The organism is Sphingomonas sp. Leaf28 (genome assembly GCF_001421685.1).
GTDB classification, from domain to species: domain Bacteria; phylum Pseudomonadota; class Alphaproteobacteria; order Sphingomonadales; family Sphingomonadaceae; genus Sphingomonas; species Sphingomonas aurantiaca.
This window is the reverse complement of the sequence record NZ_LMKX01000001.1, coordinates 566,045-581,794: the sequence shown is the minus strand read 5'-3', so window position 1 is coordinate 581,794 and position 15,750 is coordinate 566,045. Positions and strand designations below refer to the sequence as shown.

The 15,750-nt window shown below is 67.5% G+C and carries 15 protein-coding genes; 3 read left to right on the top strand and 12 right to left on the bottom strand.

All coding sequences use genetic code 11. The features are described 5' to 3' along the window. Complete coding sequence (locus ASE79_RS02755) at positions 1 to 990, top strand: NADP-dependent oxidoreductase (protein ID WP_082445021.1); 990 nt, start codon at positions 1 to 3, stop codon at positions 988 to 990. Positions 991 to 1,119: 129 nt separating this feature from the next. Here ASE79_RS02755 and ASE79_RS02750 read toward each other — a convergent pair whose 3' ends face one another. Genes ASE79_RS02750 through ASE79_RS02725 form a run of 6 tightly spaced genes read right to left on the bottom strand, consistent with a single transcriptional unit; the run spans position 1,120 to position 6,256 of the window. Further along, the gene (locus ASE79_RS02750) at positions 1,120 to 2,088 is read right to left on the bottom strand and encodes a magnesium and cobalt transport protein CorA (protein WP_056411507.1); all 969 of its coding nucleotides are present in this window, start codon (positions 2,086 to 2,088) and stop codon (positions 1,120 to 1,122) included. A gap of 38 nt (positions 2,089 to 2,126) precedes the next feature. After that, complete coding sequence (locus ASE79_RS02745; RefSeq protein ID WP_056411505.1) at positions 2,127 to 2,921, bottom strand: MetQ/NlpA family ABC transporter substrate-binding protein; 795 nt, start codon at positions 2,919 to 2,921, stop codon at positions 2,127 to 2,129. 8 nt (positions 2,922 to 2,929) lie between these two features. Then, positions 2,930 to 3,592 (bottom strand): methionine ABC transporter permease, encoded by a 663-nt coding sequence (locus ASE79_RS02740; protein WP_056411503.1) that lies wholly within the window; start codon positions 3,590 to 3,592, stop codon positions 2,930 to 2,932. Further along, the gene (locus ASE79_RS02735; RefSeq protein ID WP_082445020.1) at positions 3,589 to 4,323 is read right to left on the bottom strand and encodes a methionine ABC transporter ATP-binding protein; all 735 of its coding nucleotides are present in this window, start codon (positions 4,321 to 4,323) and stop codon (positions 3,589 to 3,591) included. Before ASE79_RS02735 ends, ASE79_RS02740 begins: the two co-directional genes overlap by 4 nt. Further along, positions 4,320 to 5,351 (bottom strand): LLM class flavin-dependent oxidoreductase, encoded by a 1,032-nt coding sequence (locus ASE79_RS02730; protein WP_056411501.1) that lies wholly within the window; start codon positions 5,349 to 5,351, stop codon positions 4,320 to 4,322. Before ASE79_RS02730 ends, ASE79_RS02735 begins: the two co-directional genes overlap by 4 nt. Further along, on the bottom strand, positions 5,351 to 6,256 hold the full coding sequence (locus ASE79_RS02725) for an ATP-grasp domain-containing protein (RefSeq protein ID WP_056413268.1): 906 nt from the start codon (positions 6,254 to 6,256) through the stop codon (positions 5,351 to 5,353). The genes ASE79_RS02730 and ASE79_RS02725 overlap by 1 nt, the downstream gene beginning before the upstream one ends. A 126-nt stretch (positions 6,257 to 6,382) precedes the next feature. On the opposite strand from ASE79_RS02725, the gene ASE79_RS02720 reads away from it, so the two are divergent. Beyond that, a complete protein-coding gene (locus ASE79_RS02720) occupies positions 6,383 to 7,024 on the top strand; it encodes a peptidylprolyl isomerase (protein WP_056413265.1) in 642 nt (213 codons plus the stop codon). Between the two features lie 183 nt (positions 7,025 to 7,207). On the opposite strand, the gene ASE79_RS02715 is transcribed toward ASE79_RS02720, so the two are convergent. The 6 genes from ASE79_RS02715 to ASE79_RS02690 all read right to left on the bottom strand — a co-directional run bounded on the left by ASE79_RS02715 (position 7,208) and on the right by ASE79_RS02690 (position 14,336). Then, positions 7,208 to 7,924 carry an NTP transferase domain-containing protein gene (locus ASE79_RS02715; RefSeq protein ID WP_056411499.1) on the bottom strand — a complete coding sequence of 239 codons (717 nt, stop codon included), beginning with the start codon at positions 7,922 to 7,924 and terminating at the stop codon, positions 7,208 to 7,210. 1 nt (position 7,925) lies between these two features. Continuing rightward, a complete protein-coding gene (locus ASE79_RS02710) occupies positions 7,926 to 9,017 on the bottom strand; it encodes an inositol-3-phosphate synthase (protein WP_056411497.1) in 1,092 nt (363 codons plus the stop codon). 15 nt (positions 9,018 to 9,032) lie between these two features. Further along, the gene (locus tag ASE79_RS02705) at positions 9,033 to 9,791 is read right to left on the bottom strand and encodes a CDP-alcohol phosphatidyltransferase family protein (RefSeq protein WP_235516723.1); all 759 of its coding nucleotides are present in this window, start codon (positions 9,789 to 9,791) and stop codon (positions 9,033 to 9,035) included. Positions 9,792 to 9,947: 156 nt separating this feature from the next. Further along, positions 9,948 to 12,140 (bottom strand): NAD(+) synthase, encoded by a 2,193-nt coding sequence (locus tag ASE79_RS02700; RefSeq protein WP_056411494.1) that lies wholly within the window; start codon positions 12,138 to 12,140, stop codon positions 9,948 to 9,950. A 64-nt stretch (positions 12,141 to 12,204) separates the two neighbouring features. Next, positions 12,205 to 13,419: a kynureninase gene (kynU, locus tag ASE79_RS02695; protein WP_056411492.1), complete on the bottom strand. Its 1,215-nt coding sequence runs from the start codon at positions 13,417 to 13,419 to the stop codon at positions 12,205 to 12,207. A gap of 14 nt (positions 13,420 to 13,433) precedes the next feature. Beyond that, on the bottom strand, positions 13,434 to 14,336 hold the full coding sequence (locus ASE79_RS02690; protein WP_199860925.1) for an alpha/beta hydrolase: 903 nt from the start codon (positions 14,334 to 14,336) through the stop codon (positions 13,434 to 13,436). 167 nt (positions 14,337 to 14,503) lie between these two features. On the opposite strand from ASE79_RS02690, the gene ASE79_RS02685 reads away from it, so the two are divergent. Then, on the top strand, positions 14,504 to 15,724 hold the full coding sequence (locus ASE79_RS02685; protein ID WP_056411489.1) for a glycosyltransferase: 1,221 nt from the start codon (positions 14,504 to 14,506) through the stop codon (positions 15,722 to 15,724). Positions 15,725 to 15,750 lie beyond the last annotated feature (26 nt).

Sequence of the window (15,750 nt, the reverse complement as noted above, 5' to 3'; positions counted from 1 at the left end):
ATGGCCCGTGCATGGAGCCTGAAGACTCGTCCGCAAGGCATGCCCAAGCATACCGACTTCGCCATGATCGATCTCGACCAGCCGACGCTCGGCGCCGGTGAGGTCCGTATTGCCAACCGTTGGCTGTCGGTCGATCCGTACATGCGCGGGCGGATGAACGACGTGAAGAGCTATGTTCCGCCGTTCGCGCTGGGTGAGGCGATGCAGGGCGGCGCGGTCGGCGAGGTCGTCGAGAGCAACGACGACGGGATCAAGGTCGGCGACATGGTGCTGCACATGGCCGGCTGGCGCGACGAGGCGGTCGTCCCTGCCACGCAGGTGCAGAAGCTGCCCGCGCTCGACGTGCCGCCCCAGGCGTTTCTCGGCCAGCTCGGCATGCCGGGGATGACCGGCTATTTCGGGCTGCTCGCGGTCGCCGAGGCGAAGGCGGGCGACACGGTGTTCGTGTCGGCGGCGGCGGGCGCGGTCGGCTCGACCGTCGTGCAGGTCGCGAAGGCCAAGGGCATGACCGTGATCGGATCGGCCGGCGGTGCAGAGAAATGCGCGTGGGTGAAGTCGCTCGGGGCGGACGCTGTGATTGACTATAAGGGCGACGTGCCGGTGGTGAAGGCGCTCGGCGAGGCGGCACCAAAGGGCATCGACGTCTATTTCGACAATGTCGGCGGCGAGCATCTCGACGCGGCGCTGGCGCACGCCAACCTGCATGCGCGGTTCGCGATCTGCGGCATGATCGACGTCTACAATAGCGGTGCGGCCACGCAGCTCAAATATCTCGCGCGGCTGATCGGCAACCGCATCCAGATCCGCGGCTTCATCGTCAGCGATTTCATGAGCCGCGGCGACGAGTTCTACAAGGACATGGGCGGCATGCTGAGCGCCGGCACGCTCAAGCGCCAGGAAACCGTCCATGAGGGTCTCGAGACGATGCCCGACGCGTTTCTCGGGCTGTTCTCGGGCGGCAACACGGGCAAGATGCTCGTGAAGGTCTGAGGAGTACGGCCGGGACGCACCGGCTCGGTCAGTGTCTCTGCCTCGTCCTTGTTCTCCCGCGAAGGCGGGAGCCCAGTCTGGGTCCCCGCCTTTTTTGCGGGGAAACATGCTTTTGTAGCGCGGCCTTCTCTACAGCCACTTCGCCTGCTTGAACTTCAGATACAGCGTCGAGCACACCACCGCTATCACGCCCAGCACGACGAAATAGCCATATTGCGTCTTCAACTCGGGCATGTGCTCGAAATTCATGCCGTAGATCCCCGCGATCGCGGTCGGGACCGCAAGGATCGCGGCCCAGGCGGCGAGCTGGCGGGTGATCGCACCGGTGCGCTGCTGTTCGAGCAGATTGCTGAATTCGAACACCGACGTCAGCACTTCGCGGAGCCCCTCGACCATCGTCTGGACGCGGCGGACGTGATCGAGCACATCGCTGAAATACGGCTTCGCCTCGGTATCAATGCACGGCAGGTCGAGCCGGACGATCTTTCCTGCGACCTCGCCCATCGGACCCAGGATGCGCTGGAAGCGGATCATCTCTCGCCTTAAGCCGAATATCCGGACGATCTCGTCGCGGCCGAGGAAGGCGTCGATCGTGCGTTGTTCCATGGCGAGCACCTCGTCCTCGATGCTCTCCATGATCGGCAGATAGCCGTCGACGACATAGTCGAGGATCGCGTGGAGGACATAGTCGACGCCGTTGATCAGCAGCGTCGGTGCGGCCTCGAGCTGTTCGCGCAGCGCCTTGTGCGAGCGCGCGGAGCCGTGGCGGACGCTGATGATATGGCTGTGGCCGACGAAGATCGCGGTCTCGCCATACGCAATCTTGTCACCCTCGAGCTGCGCGGTGCGTGCGACGACGAACAGCTGGTTGCCATACACGTCGACCTTGGGCAGCTGGTCCGCCTTGACCGCGTCCTCCACCGCGAGCGGGTGGAGGTTATACTGCTGCTGCAGCGTCCGCATCTCGTCATCGGTCGGGTCGCAGATGCCGATCCAGACGAACTCGGACCGGTCCGCGGGGCAATCGACCTTCTCGTCGATCGAGACCGCGCGGACGCGTTTCCCGTGACGATAGAGATACGCAGCGACGACCGTCATGGGGCCTCGGAGTTACACGAACGAAGCCCGCGCCGGTATCAGAACGCCGGCAGCACCGCACCCTGATAATGCTGCGCGATGAACGCCTTGGTCGCCGGACTGCGCAGCGCCGCGATCAGCTTCATCACGCGCGGGTCCTTGTCGCCGCCGGGCAGGCCGACGACGAAATTGACATAGGGGCTGTTCTTGTCCTCGATCGCGAGCGCGTCGCGCACCGGGTTGAGCTTCGCGTCGAGCGCGTAATTGGTGTTGATGAGCGCCAGATCGACCTCGCCGAGCGTGCGGGGCAGGGTAGCACCCTCCAGCTCCTTGAACTTCAGGTTCTTCGGGTTGGTCGCGATGTCGTTGAGGCTCGACAGCGGATTGGTCGGGGTCTTCAGCGTGATCAGCCCGGCCTTTTGCAGCAGCAGCAGCGCGCGGCCGCCGTTGCTTGGCTCGTTCGGGATCGCGACGGTGGCGCCGTTCGGCACTTCAGCGATCGTCTTCCACTTGCGCGAATAGGCGCCGAGCGGTTCGACATGGATGCCCGCATAGGGCACCAGATGCGTGCCGCGCGAGGCGTTGAACTCGTCGAGATAGGGCTTGGTCTCGAAATAGCTGACGTCGATCTGCTTCTGCTCGACCTGGAGGTTGGGCTGCACATAATCGTTGAAGACGCGGATCTGGAGGTCGACGCCTTCCTTGGCGAGCGCGGGTTTGATCGACTCCAGGATCTCGGCATGCGGCACCGCGGTCGCGGCGACGGTCAGCGTCTTTCCGTCATTGGTCTTTGCGCCACCGCACGCGGCGAGCGCGAGCAGCGAGAGCGTGGCAAGCAGAGTGCGGCGGTTCATGAATATTCCTAGCGGCGGGTAAAGTGGCGGACGAGCGCGTCGCCGGTATATTGGATGATCTGGACGAGGACGACCAGCAGCACGACGGTGACGACCATCACATCGGTCTGGAACCGCTGATAGCCGAACCGGATCGCGAGGTCACCGAGCCCGCCGGCCCCGACCACGCCCGCCATCGCGGTGAACGAGACGAGCGCGACCGCGGTGACGGTGGCGCCCGCGATCAGCCCGGGCAGTGCCTCGGGGATCAGCGCGCCGGTCACGATCTGGCGCGTGGTTGCGCCCATCGCCTGGACCGCCTCGATCGTCGTGCGGTCGACTTCCTTCAGCGATCCCTCGACGAGCCGCGCGTAGAAGGGCGCGGCCCCCACGACGAGCGGCGGGATCGCGCCCGCGACGCCGAGCGAGGTGCCGACGAGCATGACGGTCAGCGGGATCATCACGATCAGCAGGATGATGAACGGCACCGAGCGCAGGATGTTGACGACGATGCCGAGCACGGCGTTGGCGACGCGGTTCTGCGCCAGCCGGCCCTGGCCGGTGAGGAACAGCAGCACGCCGAGCGGCAGCCCGAGCACGATGGTGAGGATCAACGAGCCGCCCAGCATGATGAGCGTGTCGAGGCACGCCTGGCCGATGTCGGACCAGTCGATGTTCGCAAAGAAGGTCATGCCGCGAGGGCCGCGAGCATGCGCTTGGTCGCCGGATGCGCGGCGTTGGCGAAGATGTCGGTGACGGTGCCGGTCTCGACGACCTGGCCGCGTTCCAGCACCGCGACGCGGTCGCAGACGTAGCGGACGACGTCCATTTCGTGCGTGATCAGCACGATCGTCAGCCCGAGGTCGCGGTTGAGATCGCGGAGCAGCGTGAGCACCGAGCGCGTGGTTTCGGGGTCGAGCGCGCTCGTCGCCTCGTCACACAGCAGGATGTCGGGATCGGTGGCGAGCGCGCGGGCGATGCCGACGCGCTGCTTCTGGCCGCCGGACAATTGGGCAGGGTATTTGGCGGCATGATCGGACAGGCCGACCCGGTCGAGCAAGGCCGCGACCTTGCTCTCGCGCGCCGCTTTGGCGACGCCGGCGAGCACCAGCGGGAACGCGACGTTCGCCGCGACCGTGCGCGAGGAGAGCAGTCCGAAGTTCTGGAAGATCATGCCGATCCGCCGCCGGAGCGCGCGGAGCTCCGCCGCCGACAGGCCTGCGACGTCGATGCCATCGACCTCGACGCGCCCCGATGTCGGCCGTTCGAGCGCGTTGATCAGCCGGATCAGCGTCGACTTGCCCGCGCCGGATTGACCGATCACCCCGAACACACCGCGCGCAGGGATCTCCAGCGACACGCCGTCGAGCGCCGCCGCATCGCTTGCCGGGTAGGTTTTGATGACGTCGGTGAGGCGGATCATGCGGACCCCATGACCTGCACCGCGAACCGCTCCATTTCCTCGGCCTGCGGGCTCATCTGGAGCAGCAGCAGGTCGAGACCCGCGGCCTCATACTCCGCCACGCGTTCCTTCAACTGTTCGGGCGTTCCGACCAGATTGGGGCGCAGGCCGCGGTTGGAGACCGAATATTCCTGGATCTTCAGTTCGCGTTCGAGCTGCGTGCCCGACAGCCACTGGTCGAAATTCGCATAGCCCGCGGGCAGTTCGGTGACGCTGGTGATGCGCTCGAGCTCGCGCTTCGCCTCCGCCTCGCTGTCGCGGACGATCGCATAGGCGGCCATGCCGTATTGCATCGGTGCGCCGCCCCCCCTTTTTTCATTGGCGGCTGCACGTCGCGCCGCCATGTCGGCGATCTTCGGCGCGATCGCGTCGGCCGGGTCGCCGTGCATGACATAGGCGTCGCACTGCGCGGCGATCATGGCCTTGGCCTTCTCGCTCTCGCCGCCGGCATAGACGGTGGGGCGCTTGACGGGCTTGGGCGAACAGATCGCCTGCTCGGTGGTGTAGAACTGCCCGGCGAAGTCGAACCGCTCCTGCGTCCACAGCCCGTCGACCACGGTCAGCCATTCGGCGGTGCGCGCATAGCGATCGTCATGCTGGTCGAACTGGAGGCCGTATTGCTTGGCCTCGTCCGCCCACCAGGACGACACGACGTTGAGCGCGAGCCGGCCGCCTGAGATCCGGTCGATATTGGCCGCCGCCTTGGCGAACAGCGCGGGGTGGTGGAAGTTCGGGCGAACCGCGACCATCAGCTCGATGCTGTCGGTCACCGCCGCCAGCGCCGCCGCGGTCGACCATGCATCGAGCGCAGGCTGTTCGACGCCCTTGATGTCGTTCAGGTTCAGCTCGGCGATCAGCGTCAGGTCATAGCCCCAGCGCTCCGCATTCTGCGTCAGCGCCTTGGTATAGGCCCAGCTCGCCTCCATCCCCTCGTCAGGGACGTTGCGCAGCCAGCCGCCAAAAACCGGAGTCCAGTATCCATAGCGCATCAGCGAGCCTTCCCGATTCTGTAGATCAGGTAATCGACGAGCCGGTCGTGGGGATCCCAGCCGAGTGTTTCCAACGGCTTGGCGACGAAGTTCGACAGCGCGTTGATGTCGTAGAAGCGCGCGACGCCATCGCGGTCGTCGATCATCACCTCGACCCCGCCGACATCGAGATCGACCGCGCGGGCGATCGCCTCGGCTGCATCCTTCAGCGTCTGCGACGGCTCAACGGCGGCCATCTTGATCCCCGAGCCGGGGACGACGCACGCATCGGCGGGGCAGAGATCGAACGCGCCGCCACCCGCGACCTCGATTCCGTAGAGGAACTTGCGGTCGAGCGTCTCGATCCGGGTGATCGCGCCACCTCGGACGGGGACATATTCCTGCACTAGCAACACGCCGTCGACGCTGCTTGGCAGGCCGCTATCGGCGACCGCGGTGCGCAGTTCGTCGAGACTGTCGAAGCGGATGATGCCCGCACCCGATCCGCCGATATTGGCCTTCACGACCAGCGGGAAGCGCAGCGTCTGCGCGGCGGCGACGACGTCGGCGGCGCGGTGGACGATGCGCGTCTCGGGGATCGCGAGGCCGAGCGACGCGATGAGCGACAGTTGCCGCGCCTTCGACGCGTCGATCGCGAGAACGTCGGCACCGTTGATCACGCGCGCGCCGGTGCGGCGCCAGTGATCGAGCATCGCCATCGTATCGAAGATCGGATGCTCGTCGTTGCGCAGGAAGCTCGACATCGCGATCCGGTTGAACACGACGCGGCCGGGGGCGGTCTGGTCCGCGGGGTTCCAGAAGCCGTCGGGCGTGGCGCGCGAAAAGTCGACGCCGCGGCGATCGAGCGCGGCGAACAGCGGTTCGAACCAGAGCGGGTGCTCGTAGAGAATGGCGAGATCGGTCATCGTCCGACGGATACGCATTGCGCGCGGGTGTGCAAACCCAAGCAATAGTTTGGGGTGCGCAATTTCGCATCGTTCCCGGCTGCGGTTCTTGGCTGACAGCGCGGGCGTGGCGCGGTAGCCTTGGCGATGACCTCCACACTGATCGGCGCGTCGCTCGCGCTTCTTTTCGCCGTTTCCGCCTCCGCGCAAACCCTCGTTCCGGCCGCACCGAGCGCGCCGGTTGCTGCCGATGCGGTGCCGGCGGAGACCGTCTCGATCGTGATGACGACGAGCGAGGGACCGATCACGCTGGCGCTGGAGAAGGCGCGTGCGCCGCTGACGACCGCGAATTTCCTGCGCTATGTCGATCAGAAGCGGCTCGACGGCGTGACCTTCTACCGGGCGATGAACCTGGGGCAGGGGACCGGGCTGATCCAGGGCGGGCCGCAGAACGATCCGAAGCGCATCCTGAAGCCGGTGGCGCACGAGCCGACCAGCAAGACGGGGCTGTCGCATGTCGATGGGACGATCTCGCTCGCGCGGCTGGCACCGGGGACGGCGACGGCGGACTTCTTCATCACCATCGGCCCGGTGCTGTCGCTGGATGCGGCGCCTGCGGGGAGCGGGGACACGGCGGGCTATGCGGCGTTCGGGCATGTCGTCGCGGGGATGGACGTGGTGAAACGCATCCTCGGTGCGCCGACGTCGGCGACGGCGGGCGTGGGGGTGATGAAGGGGCAGATGATCGCCGCGCCGGTGAAGATCCTCACGGTGCGGCGCGCCCAATAGGCTCGCGTACGGCGCCGACAACTTTACTACCCCGGCGGAGGCCGGGGCCCAGTTCGAGAGGTTGCAGTAACGGCGGACTGCGGCTCGTTACCGCCGTCCCCCAACTGGGCCCCGGCCTTCGCCGGGGTGGTGTCGGAAATTGGAACGGTGATCGGCCGGCGCGCTAGGCTCTGACGCCCGGGGTCAGGCGGCGACGGCGTCGGCCCTGGTCGCCATCCACGCTTCGGCTTTCGCCAGCGCGGGGGCGTCGTCGACGTCGATCCAGTCGATGTCGCTGCAATCGACGATCCGGGCGAGACCATCCGCCGCGAGCAGGCGGACGCCTTCGGTCAGCGAGGGGCTGGCGAGCGTGGCCAGCGCGTCGGACAGCGCGGGGCCGATCGCGAAGACGCCGGTGTCGTAGCAGTCGTGCGGCTCCAGGCCCTTGCCGATCGCGACGATGCGGTCGCCGTCGGTCGCGACGCAGGTGACGTCCTCGGGATCGACCCAGTCATGCCCGAGCCGCCGGTCGATGCCGAGCCGCAGGCCACCACCGGCCCCCGCGGCTGCCATGCGGGCATAGAGCGCTGGGCTGACGAGATGGTCGCACATTGCCAGCACCGCTTCGCTGCCGGCCAGCGCCTCACGCGCGGCCAGGACCGACACGCCATTGGGTTCGCGGTGATCGGCGAGGACCGTCTCGACCGCCAGGGGCCAGCGCCGGCTGGCGAGATAGGCTTCGATCGCCTCGCGGCCATAGCTGACCGTCACGATCGCGCGCGCGAAACCGGCCTCGGCCAGCCCCTCGAGCGCGTGCGCGATCAGCGGCCGCCCCGCGACCGCGCAGAGCGGCTTGTACGGGGCGGAGGTGCGAAGGCGGCTGCCTTCCCCGGCGGCGAGGAGGACAGCCGTCTCGATCATGTCAGGCGGCCTTGATGAACCGCTCGACTTCGATCTGCGCGAGATCGTCGGTCATCTGCGTACGCGGGTGCTTGCAGAAATAGGCCGAGGCGGGATCGATGACGCCGGCGATGCCGCGGTCCTTGGCGATCTTGGCGCAGCGGATCATGTCGATCGCGACGCCCGCCGAGTTGGGGCTGTCCTCAACCGAGAGACGCAGCTCGATGTTCATCGGCACGCCGCCGAACAGCTGGCCTTCCATGCGCAGGAAGCAGACCTTGTTGTCGTTCTGCCAGGGCACATAGTCCGACGGGCCGATATGGACGTTGTCGTCGTCCATCCGCTCGGCCGCGACCGACTGGACGGCTTCGGTCTTCGAGATCTTCTTCGACTCGAGACGGCGATGGTTCGACATGTTGAGGAAGTCGGTGTTGCCGCCGGTGTTGAGCTGGTAGGTGCGATCCAGCTTCACGCCGCGCTTGGCGAACAGGTCGGTCAGCACGCGGTGGACGATCGTCGCGCCGAGCTGCGCCTTGATGTCGTCGCCGATGATCGCGACGCCGGCGTCTTCGAACTTCTTGGCCCAGACCGGGTTCGAGGCGATGAAGACGGGGATGTTGTTGACGAACGCAACGCCCGCCTCGATCGCGCAGTCGGCGTAGAATTCGGTGGCTTCCTGCGACCCGACCGGCAGGTAGTTCATGAGCACGTCGGCGCCCGAAGCCTTCAGCTCGGCGATGACGTCTTCACGGCTCGGCTCGGCGGCGTCGGCGACCAGGAACGTACGGTCGTCCTTGAAGTCGGCCATGTGGTCGGCGACGCCGTCCAGCTTCTTGCCCATCTTCACGATCGTGCCGGTGGGGCCGACATTGGGTGCGAACACCGCGGTGCAGTTCGGCTTGGCGAAGATCGCCTCCGACACGTCCTTGCCGACCTTGCGACGATCGACGTCCCAGGCCGCGACGACCTTGATGTCGCTCGGCTTGTAGCCGCCCATGTCGAAGTGCATCAGGCCGACCTGGTCGTTAGCCCCCTCGCGATAATGCTCGAGACCCTGCACGAGCGAGCTGGCGCAGTTGCCGATGCCGACCACGGCAATCCGAATGCTATTCATTACTGACCCTGTTCCTTACGAAAGATGCATGCGCGACGCGGTCTTTGGTCGCGGCGGCGTAGTAGTACGAACGAAGGCCCGCTCGACACGACGGTGCCAGACGAGCCCGACGATGGCGACGAGCGTCAGAGGGACGATCTCGAACCACCAGAAGATGCGTGGGTTGCCCGCGAAGCAGGCGACGAAGATCGCCCATACCCGGACATTCGCGGTAAGCAAGGCCATGAAGCGCAACGGCGCGACCGCACGTGCCCCGTAACTGGCGCCCAGCGCGACCGGATCGAGCGCCTGGCCGAGCGTGCGCTCGAACGGCATGGCGATGCGGTCGATGCTGCTGGCGACGCCGTCATAGAAGCGGACGAGCGCATTGCCGGTCGGCACCGGGGGCGCATCGAGCGCGATGCCCTTGAGCCGGCGATGGAAGCGCGACCGCTCGCCTTCGTACATGTTCGACTGCACCGCATGCGCACAACCGGCGGCGATCGCGAGGATCCATGCCTCGGGCGTGTCGATCGTGATCGCGAGCGAAATATAGATCAGCGCGAACACGCCGTGATCGCAAAGCCCGTCCAGCATCCGCCCCAGCGGGCTCGCAGTCTTGGTCGCGCGCGCGACCATGCCGTCGAGCCCGTCGGCGATCAGCCAGCCCACCGACAGGACGAGACCCACCAGCGCGAGCGCCCAGCTATCCCACTGCGCATAGGCAAGCGCGGCCAGGCCACCGAGGCACAGACCCGCAACCGAAACCGCGTTGGCGGAAATTCCACGCGCCAAAGCCAGCGGCAAAAGCGCACGGCCTGCCGGGTGAATCAGCCAAAGGTTAGATGGGATCTCGATCCGGCGATCGCGCGATCCATCCGGTGGAGCCACTGTCATAGGATGTTCACAATGCGCCGCGCCCGCAATTTATGCAAGGTCACGCGTCGAACCCTAGGGAACGCTTGACCGCAATTCTTCGATCCAGGCCGTCGCGATACCATCCGACGGTGCCCGCCAGTCGCCACGCGGCGACAGCGCGCCCCCCGCAGAAACCTTCGGTCCGTTGGGCATCGCCGACCGCTTGAACTGGCTGGTCGCAAAGAAGCGGACGAGGAACTTCTCCAGCCAGTGGCGGATCGTCGGCAGGTCATAGGCGATGCGCGCATCGGCTGGCAGGTCCTGCGGCCACGCGCCCAGGCCCGCATCGCGCCACGCATGCCAGGCGAGGAACGCGATCTTCGACGGGGCAAGGCCGTGGCGGATCACATAATGCGCGAAGAAATCGTTCAGCGCATAGGGACCGATCATCGACTCGGTGCTCTGCAGCGCGCCATCGGCGCCCGCGGGCACGAGCTCGGGCGAGATTTCCTGCGCCAGGATCGTCGCCAGGATCGCGTCGGTCGCCGCGTCATACTGGTCGGTGCGGATGCACCAGCGGATCAGGAACTGGATCAGCGTCTTCGGCACGCCGCTGTTCACCGCGTAATGGCTCATCTGGTCGCCGACGCCGTAGGTGCACCAGCCCAGCGCCATCTCGCTGAGGTCGCCCGTGCCGAGCACGATCCCGCGCCGTTGGTTGGCAAGGCGGAAGAGATAGTCGGTCCGCAGGCCCGCCTGCACATTCTCGAAGGTGATGTCGTAGACGGGGTCGCCGTCGCTGAACGGGTGGCCGATATCCTCCAGCATCCGCCGCGCGGCGGGGCGGATGTCGATCTCCTCCGCGCTGATACCGAGCGCGCGCATCAATGCCCAGGCGTTGGCCTTGGTGCCTTCGCCGGTCGCGAAGCCGGGCATGGTGAAGCCGAGGATCGCGCTGCGCGGGCGCCCGAGCCGGTCCATCGCCTTGGCCGCGACGATCAGCGCATGCGTCGAGTCGAGGCCACCGGAGACGCCGATCACGATCGTCTCGGCATGTGCGGCGACGAGCCGCTTCGACAGCGCCTCTACCTGGATGTTGAACGCTTCGTAGCAATCATCGTCGCGGCGTGCCGGATCGTTGGGCACGAACGGGAAGCGGCGGATGGCGCGCTCCAGGCCGCCCGATCCTCCCCCGCCAGGGGGAGGTGTCGCCGAAGGGGACGGAGGGGGAGGACACGGAGCAGGCGTTGCGTGTGCCTCCCCCTCCGTCAGGCTACGCCTGCCACCTCCCCCTTGCGGGGGAGGATCGTACGCGTCGATGCCGATCTCGGCGTCCAGCACCGGCGTGTGATCGAACGCGATCCGCCGGAAGCGGGTCTCCGGCGTGCCGGCGAACGTGACGGCATCGTTGAACGTGCCGAACCGCAGGCGTTCCTGCGTGATCCGTTCGCAATCGACATCAGCGACGACGAGTTCGGGTTCGGTCGCGAACCGCTTCGATTCCGCGATCTGTTCGCCGAGTTCGTGGATCAGGCCCTGGCCGTCCCACGCGACTTCGGTCGTGCTCTCGCCCGGCCCCGCGGCCGAATAGACATAGGCGCACACCGCTCGCGCCGACTGCGCCGCCGCGAGCATCGCCCGCTCGCGCGCCTTGCCGATCACGATGTTCGAGGCGGACAGGTTGCAGCAGATCAGCGCCCCCGCGAGCGCACCCGCGGTCGAGGGCGGGGTGGGGGCCCAGTAATCCTCGCAGATCTCCGCATGGAACACGAAGCCGGGCAGGTCGCGCGCGGCAAAGATCAGGTCGGTACCGAAGGGCACGTCCTTGCCGCCAAGCGCGATCGTCAGCCCGGTCAGCCCCGCGCCGCTCGCGAACCAGCGCTTTTCGTAGAATTCGCGGTAGTTGGGAAGGAATGTCTTGGGGACCACGCCGAGGATGGTGCCCCGCGCGATCGCCAGCGCGCAGTTGTACAGCCGTCCGTTGCGCACCAGCGCCGCGCCGACGAGCAGCACCGGGCGCAGCGTCGCGCTCGCCGCGACGACCGTCGCGATCGCGGCCAGCGTCGCGCGCTGCTGCGCCGTCTGCAGATGCAGGTCGTCGATCGCGTAGGAGGTCAGGTTCAGTTCGGGGAACACGACCAGATCGACGCCGCGCGCATCCGCCTCGCGGGCCAGCGCGATCGTCGCGTCGGCATTGGCGCCGGTATCCCCCACCGAAGCGCGCGGCGTGGCGGCGGCGACCCGGATCAGCCCATGACTATGGATCGCGTAGAATGGATGCGTCATCGCGCACCGATACAAGCGCTTGGGCAGGCGCGCTACCGGCTTGCGATGACGACTCCGTCGCCGCTCACGTCACCGCGAGGCGTTCGGAGAAGGCGGGATCGCGCCATGCCTCGCTCTCCATCGTCTCGCGCAGGATGTCGCCGGCGCGCCAGACGTCCTCATGGCTGAGATATAGCGGCGTGAGGCCGAGGCGGAGGATGTCGGGGTCGCGGAAGTCGCCGATTACCCCGCGGGCGATCAGCGCCTGCGTCAGCGCATAGGCCTGCGGATGGCGGAAGCTGATATGGCTGCCGCGCCTGGCGGGGTCGCGGGGGCTGACGCAGTCGAGGCCCAGCGCATCGCCGGCGGCGGCGAGGATATCGAAGAGGCGGGCGCTCTTGGTGGCGACCGCGTGCTGGTCGATATCGGCCCAGAGATCGAGCGCGGTTTCGAGCGCGGCGGTCGAGAGCATTGCCGGGGTGCCGGCAAGCCAGCGCTTCATGCCGGGGGCGGGGCGATAGGCATCCTCGAACGCGAACGGCGCGGCGTGGCCCATCCAGCCGGACAGCGGGCTGGCGAGCGAGTCCTGCCAGCGTTTCGCGACGTAGAGGAACGCCGGCGCGCCGGGCCCGCCATTGAGGTATTTGTAGGTGCAGCCAACCGCCATGTCGGCGTTGGCGGCGGTCAGGTCGATCGGCACCGCGCCGACGCTGTGGCTGAGGTCCCAGAGCATGAGCGCGCCGGCGGCATGCGCGCGCGCGGTCCATGCGGCCATGTCGAAGCGGTCGCTCGTCTTGTAATGGACGTGCGTCAGCAGGAGGACCGCGGTGTCGTCGTCGATTGCGGCGGCCAGGTCTTCGCGCGCGACCACCTTCAGCCGCGCACCGGGAACGCAGCCGACCGCGCCTTCGGCGATGTGGAGGTCGGTCGGGAAGTTGCCGGCTTCGCTGACGACCGTGTGGCGCGTCGGGTTGCTGCGCAGCGCGGCGACCAGCGCCTTGAAGAGATGCGTCGAGGTGGTGTCGCCGATGATGACCGAGTCGGCGGCGGCGCCGATCAGCGGCGCGATCTTGGCACCGATCCGCTGGGGGGCGTCGATCCACCCCTCGTTCCAGCTGCGGATGAGACGGTCGCCCCATTGGCGCGTCGCGACGTCGGCGAGCGCGGCGGGCGTCGCCTTGGGCAGCGCGCCGAGCGAGTTGCCGTCGAGATAGATCACGCCCTCGGGGAGCAGGAAATCGTCGCGGCAGGCGGCGAGCGGGTCGGTCGCGTCGAGCGCGCGGGCGTCTTCCAGAGTCACTGTATTTTCCCGAGTCACTGGGTTTTCCCGAGGTCTGCGAGGATCAGGCGTTTTGCTTCCGCCCAGGCGGCGGTTTCGGGGGCGATCAGCTCGACATGGCCGGTGGCGGGGATGACGTGAAGCGTGGCCGTGTCGCCCGCCGCGACGGCCTTGCCGACATAGTCGGTGGCCATGACGAAGGGGATGATCCGGTCCTCGCGGCCGTTGATCAGGTCCTGCCGCACGCCGAGCGGGAGCAGGCGGGGCACGGACGTGTCGGCATAGACGTCGGGATGCCGCGCGCCGGGCGGGCCGACCAGCTTGGTGACCACTTCGACCCCGCAGCCATTTTCGGGACTGGCCGCGGTCGCTTCAAGATCGGGCAGACCGCCCAGGCTGATGACATGATCGATGCGGAGCGGATGTGCAGAATAAAGTGGGCTGGTCGCGGGCAGCTTTGGGCGGGCGGCGAGCCAGAGCGCGAGGTGGCCGCCCGCCGAATGGCCGATCGCGGTAACCCGGGCCGTGTCGAGCTTGAACCGGCGCGCCTGCTTCGCGAGCTGATCGGTCGCCTGTGCCGCATCCGCGAACGTGCCGGGATAGCCGCCGCCGGTGCGATCGACGCCGCGATAGTCGATGTTCCAGACCGCGACGCCGCTCTGGCGCAGATCGTCCGCGACCCAGTTCATCAGGCTGCGGTCGGCGATGCTGGTCGTCCAGCACCCGCCATGCACCATGACGACCACCGGGAACGGACCCTTGCCCTTGGGCAGCCAGACGTCGACCTTCTGCATCTGGTCTGGGCCATAGGCGATCGTCGCGTCGGCGACGGGTTTGGGGCGGGCGGTGAGCACGGACCAGGTGAGCAGGTCGGCAGCGGCGGGGGTCGGCATCACGGCCAACGGTAGCAGCAGGGCGGCGGCGAGGAATAGGCGCATGCGCAGACGCTAGCCGACCGCCGCCGACCTGTCCCGTCCGGAGACGCCGCGCCGGAAATTTTGCCGCAAATGACGGGAGAACGGACGTAAAAGGCGCGCTGGGGGCAACCCGCGGTCCAGGGGCCGTGGGGAAAAAGCCGCGCGCGCAGCGCGGGCACAGGGGCGTGATGAAGATATTGGTGGTGTCGAGCCTGTACCCGAATGCTGTCCAGCGGCGTCACGGGATATTTATCGAACACCGTGTCGGGCACGTCGCCGGGCCCGGCGACGAGGTGCGCGTGGTGGCGCCGATACCATGGTTCCCGAGCCGTCACCCACGGTTCGGGCGCTATGCCGACTTTGCCAGCGCGCCGAAAATGGCGGTCCGGCGCGGGGTGCCGATCACGCATCCGCGCTATCCCGTCATCCCGAAGATCGGCATGGCGTCGGCGCCGTGGCTGATGGCGGCGGCTTTGTACCCCCGGATCGCGCGGCTTCGGCGCACGTTCGATTTCGACGTGATCGATTCCTATTATCTCTATCCCGACGGTGTCGCGGCGGGCTTGCTCGCGCGGTGGTTCGACCGGCCGTTCGTGATGAGCGCGCTGGGGTCCGACGTCAGCCAGATCGCGCAGCACCGGCTCGAGCGGGCGATGATCCTGTCGGCGATCGAGCGGGCCAGCGCGACGACCGCGGTGGCGGCCGCGTTGCGCGACGCGCTGGTCGGGCTGGGGGCGCCCGCGGACCGGACCTGCGTGGTCGAGCATGGTGTCGACCTGACCCTGTTCTCGCCGCCGCAGGACCGCGCGGCGCTGCGTGCGCGAATGGGGATCGCCGCGCCGACGATCCTGTCCGTCGGCCATCTGATCGACCGCAAGGGCCACGACTTCGCGATCCGGGCGATCGCGAGCTTGCCGGACGTGCGACTGATGATCGCGGGCGACGGGCCGTGCGAGCCGGCGCTGCGCGCGCTCGCCGCGACGCTGGGGGTATCGGGACGCGTCGATTTCCTCGGCCATGTCGACCAGCATCGCCTGCCCGATCTATATGCCGCGGCCGACGCGACGGCGAGCTGTTCGGACCGCGAGGGGATCGCCAACGTCCTGCTCGAATCGCTCGCCTGCGGAACGCCGCTGGTGGCGACGCCGGTATGGGGATCGCCCGAGGTGGTCCGCGTGCCCGAGGCGGGCGTGCTGACCGCGGATCGCTCCGATGCGGCGATCGCCGACGGGATCGCGCGGCTGCTGTCCAACCTGCCCGATCGCACTGCGACGCGTATCTATGGCGAGCGCTATGACTGGCGCGAGACCGGGCGGCAGCACCGCGCGCTGCTTGCGGCGGCGGTCGCGGGGCACGCCGCGAACCGGTCAGGAGAACAAAAGGTGACGAAAGCGCGCGGGATGCTTTGATCGTTACGCGCGCGGCTGCTATCGCT

Coding starts and splice junctions, on each gene's coding strand:
- ASE79_RS02755 (WP_082445021.1), top strand. CDS start 1: ATGGCCCGTGCATGGAGCCTGAAGACTCGTCCGCAAGGCATGCCCAAG.
- ASE79_RS02750 (WP_056411507.1), bottom strand. CDS start 2,088: ATGACGGTCGTCGCTGCGTATCTCTATCGTCACGGGAAACGCGTCCGC.
- ASE79_RS02745 (WP_056411505.1), bottom strand. CDS start 2,921: ATGAACCGCCGCACTCTGCTTGCCACGCTCTCGCTGCTCGCGCTCGCC.
- ASE79_RS02740 (WP_056411503.1), bottom strand. CDS start 3,592: ATGACCTTCTTTGCGAACATCGACTGGTCCGACATCGGCCAGGCGTGC.
- ASE79_RS02735 (WP_082445020.1), bottom strand. CDS start 4,323: ATGATCCGCCTCACCGACGTCATCAAAACCTACCCGGCAAGCGATGCG.
- ASE79_RS02730 (WP_056411501.1), bottom strand. CDS start 5,351: ATGCGCTATGGATACTGGACTCCGGTTTTTGGCGGCTGGCTGCGCAAC.
- ASE79_RS02725 (WP_056413268.1), bottom strand. CDS start 6,256: ATGACCGATCTCGCCATTCTCTACGAGCACCCGCTCTGGTTCGAACCG.
- ASE79_RS02720 (WP_056413265.1), top strand. CDS start 6,383: ATGACCTCCACACTGATCGGCGCGTCGCTCGCGCTTCTTTTCGCCGTT.
- ASE79_RS02715 (WP_056411499.1), bottom strand. CDS start 7,924: ATGATCGAGACGGCTGTCCTCCTCGCCGCCGGGGAAGGCAGCCGCCTT.
- ASE79_RS02710 (WP_056411497.1), bottom strand. CDS start 9,017: ATGAATAGCATTCGGATTGCCGTGGTCGGCATCGGCAACTGCGCCAGC.
- ASE79_RS02700 (WP_056411494.1), bottom strand. CDS start 12,140: ATGACGCATCCATTCTACGCGATCCATAGTCATGGGCTGATCCGGGTC.
- ASE79_RS02690 (WP_199860925.1), bottom strand. CDS start 14,336: ATGCGCCTATTCCTCGCCGCCGCCCTGCTGCTACCGTTGGCCGTGATG.
- ASE79_RS02685 (WP_056411489.1), top strand. CDS start 14,504: ATGAAGATATTGGTGGTGTCGAGCCTGTACCCGAATGCTGTCCAGCGG.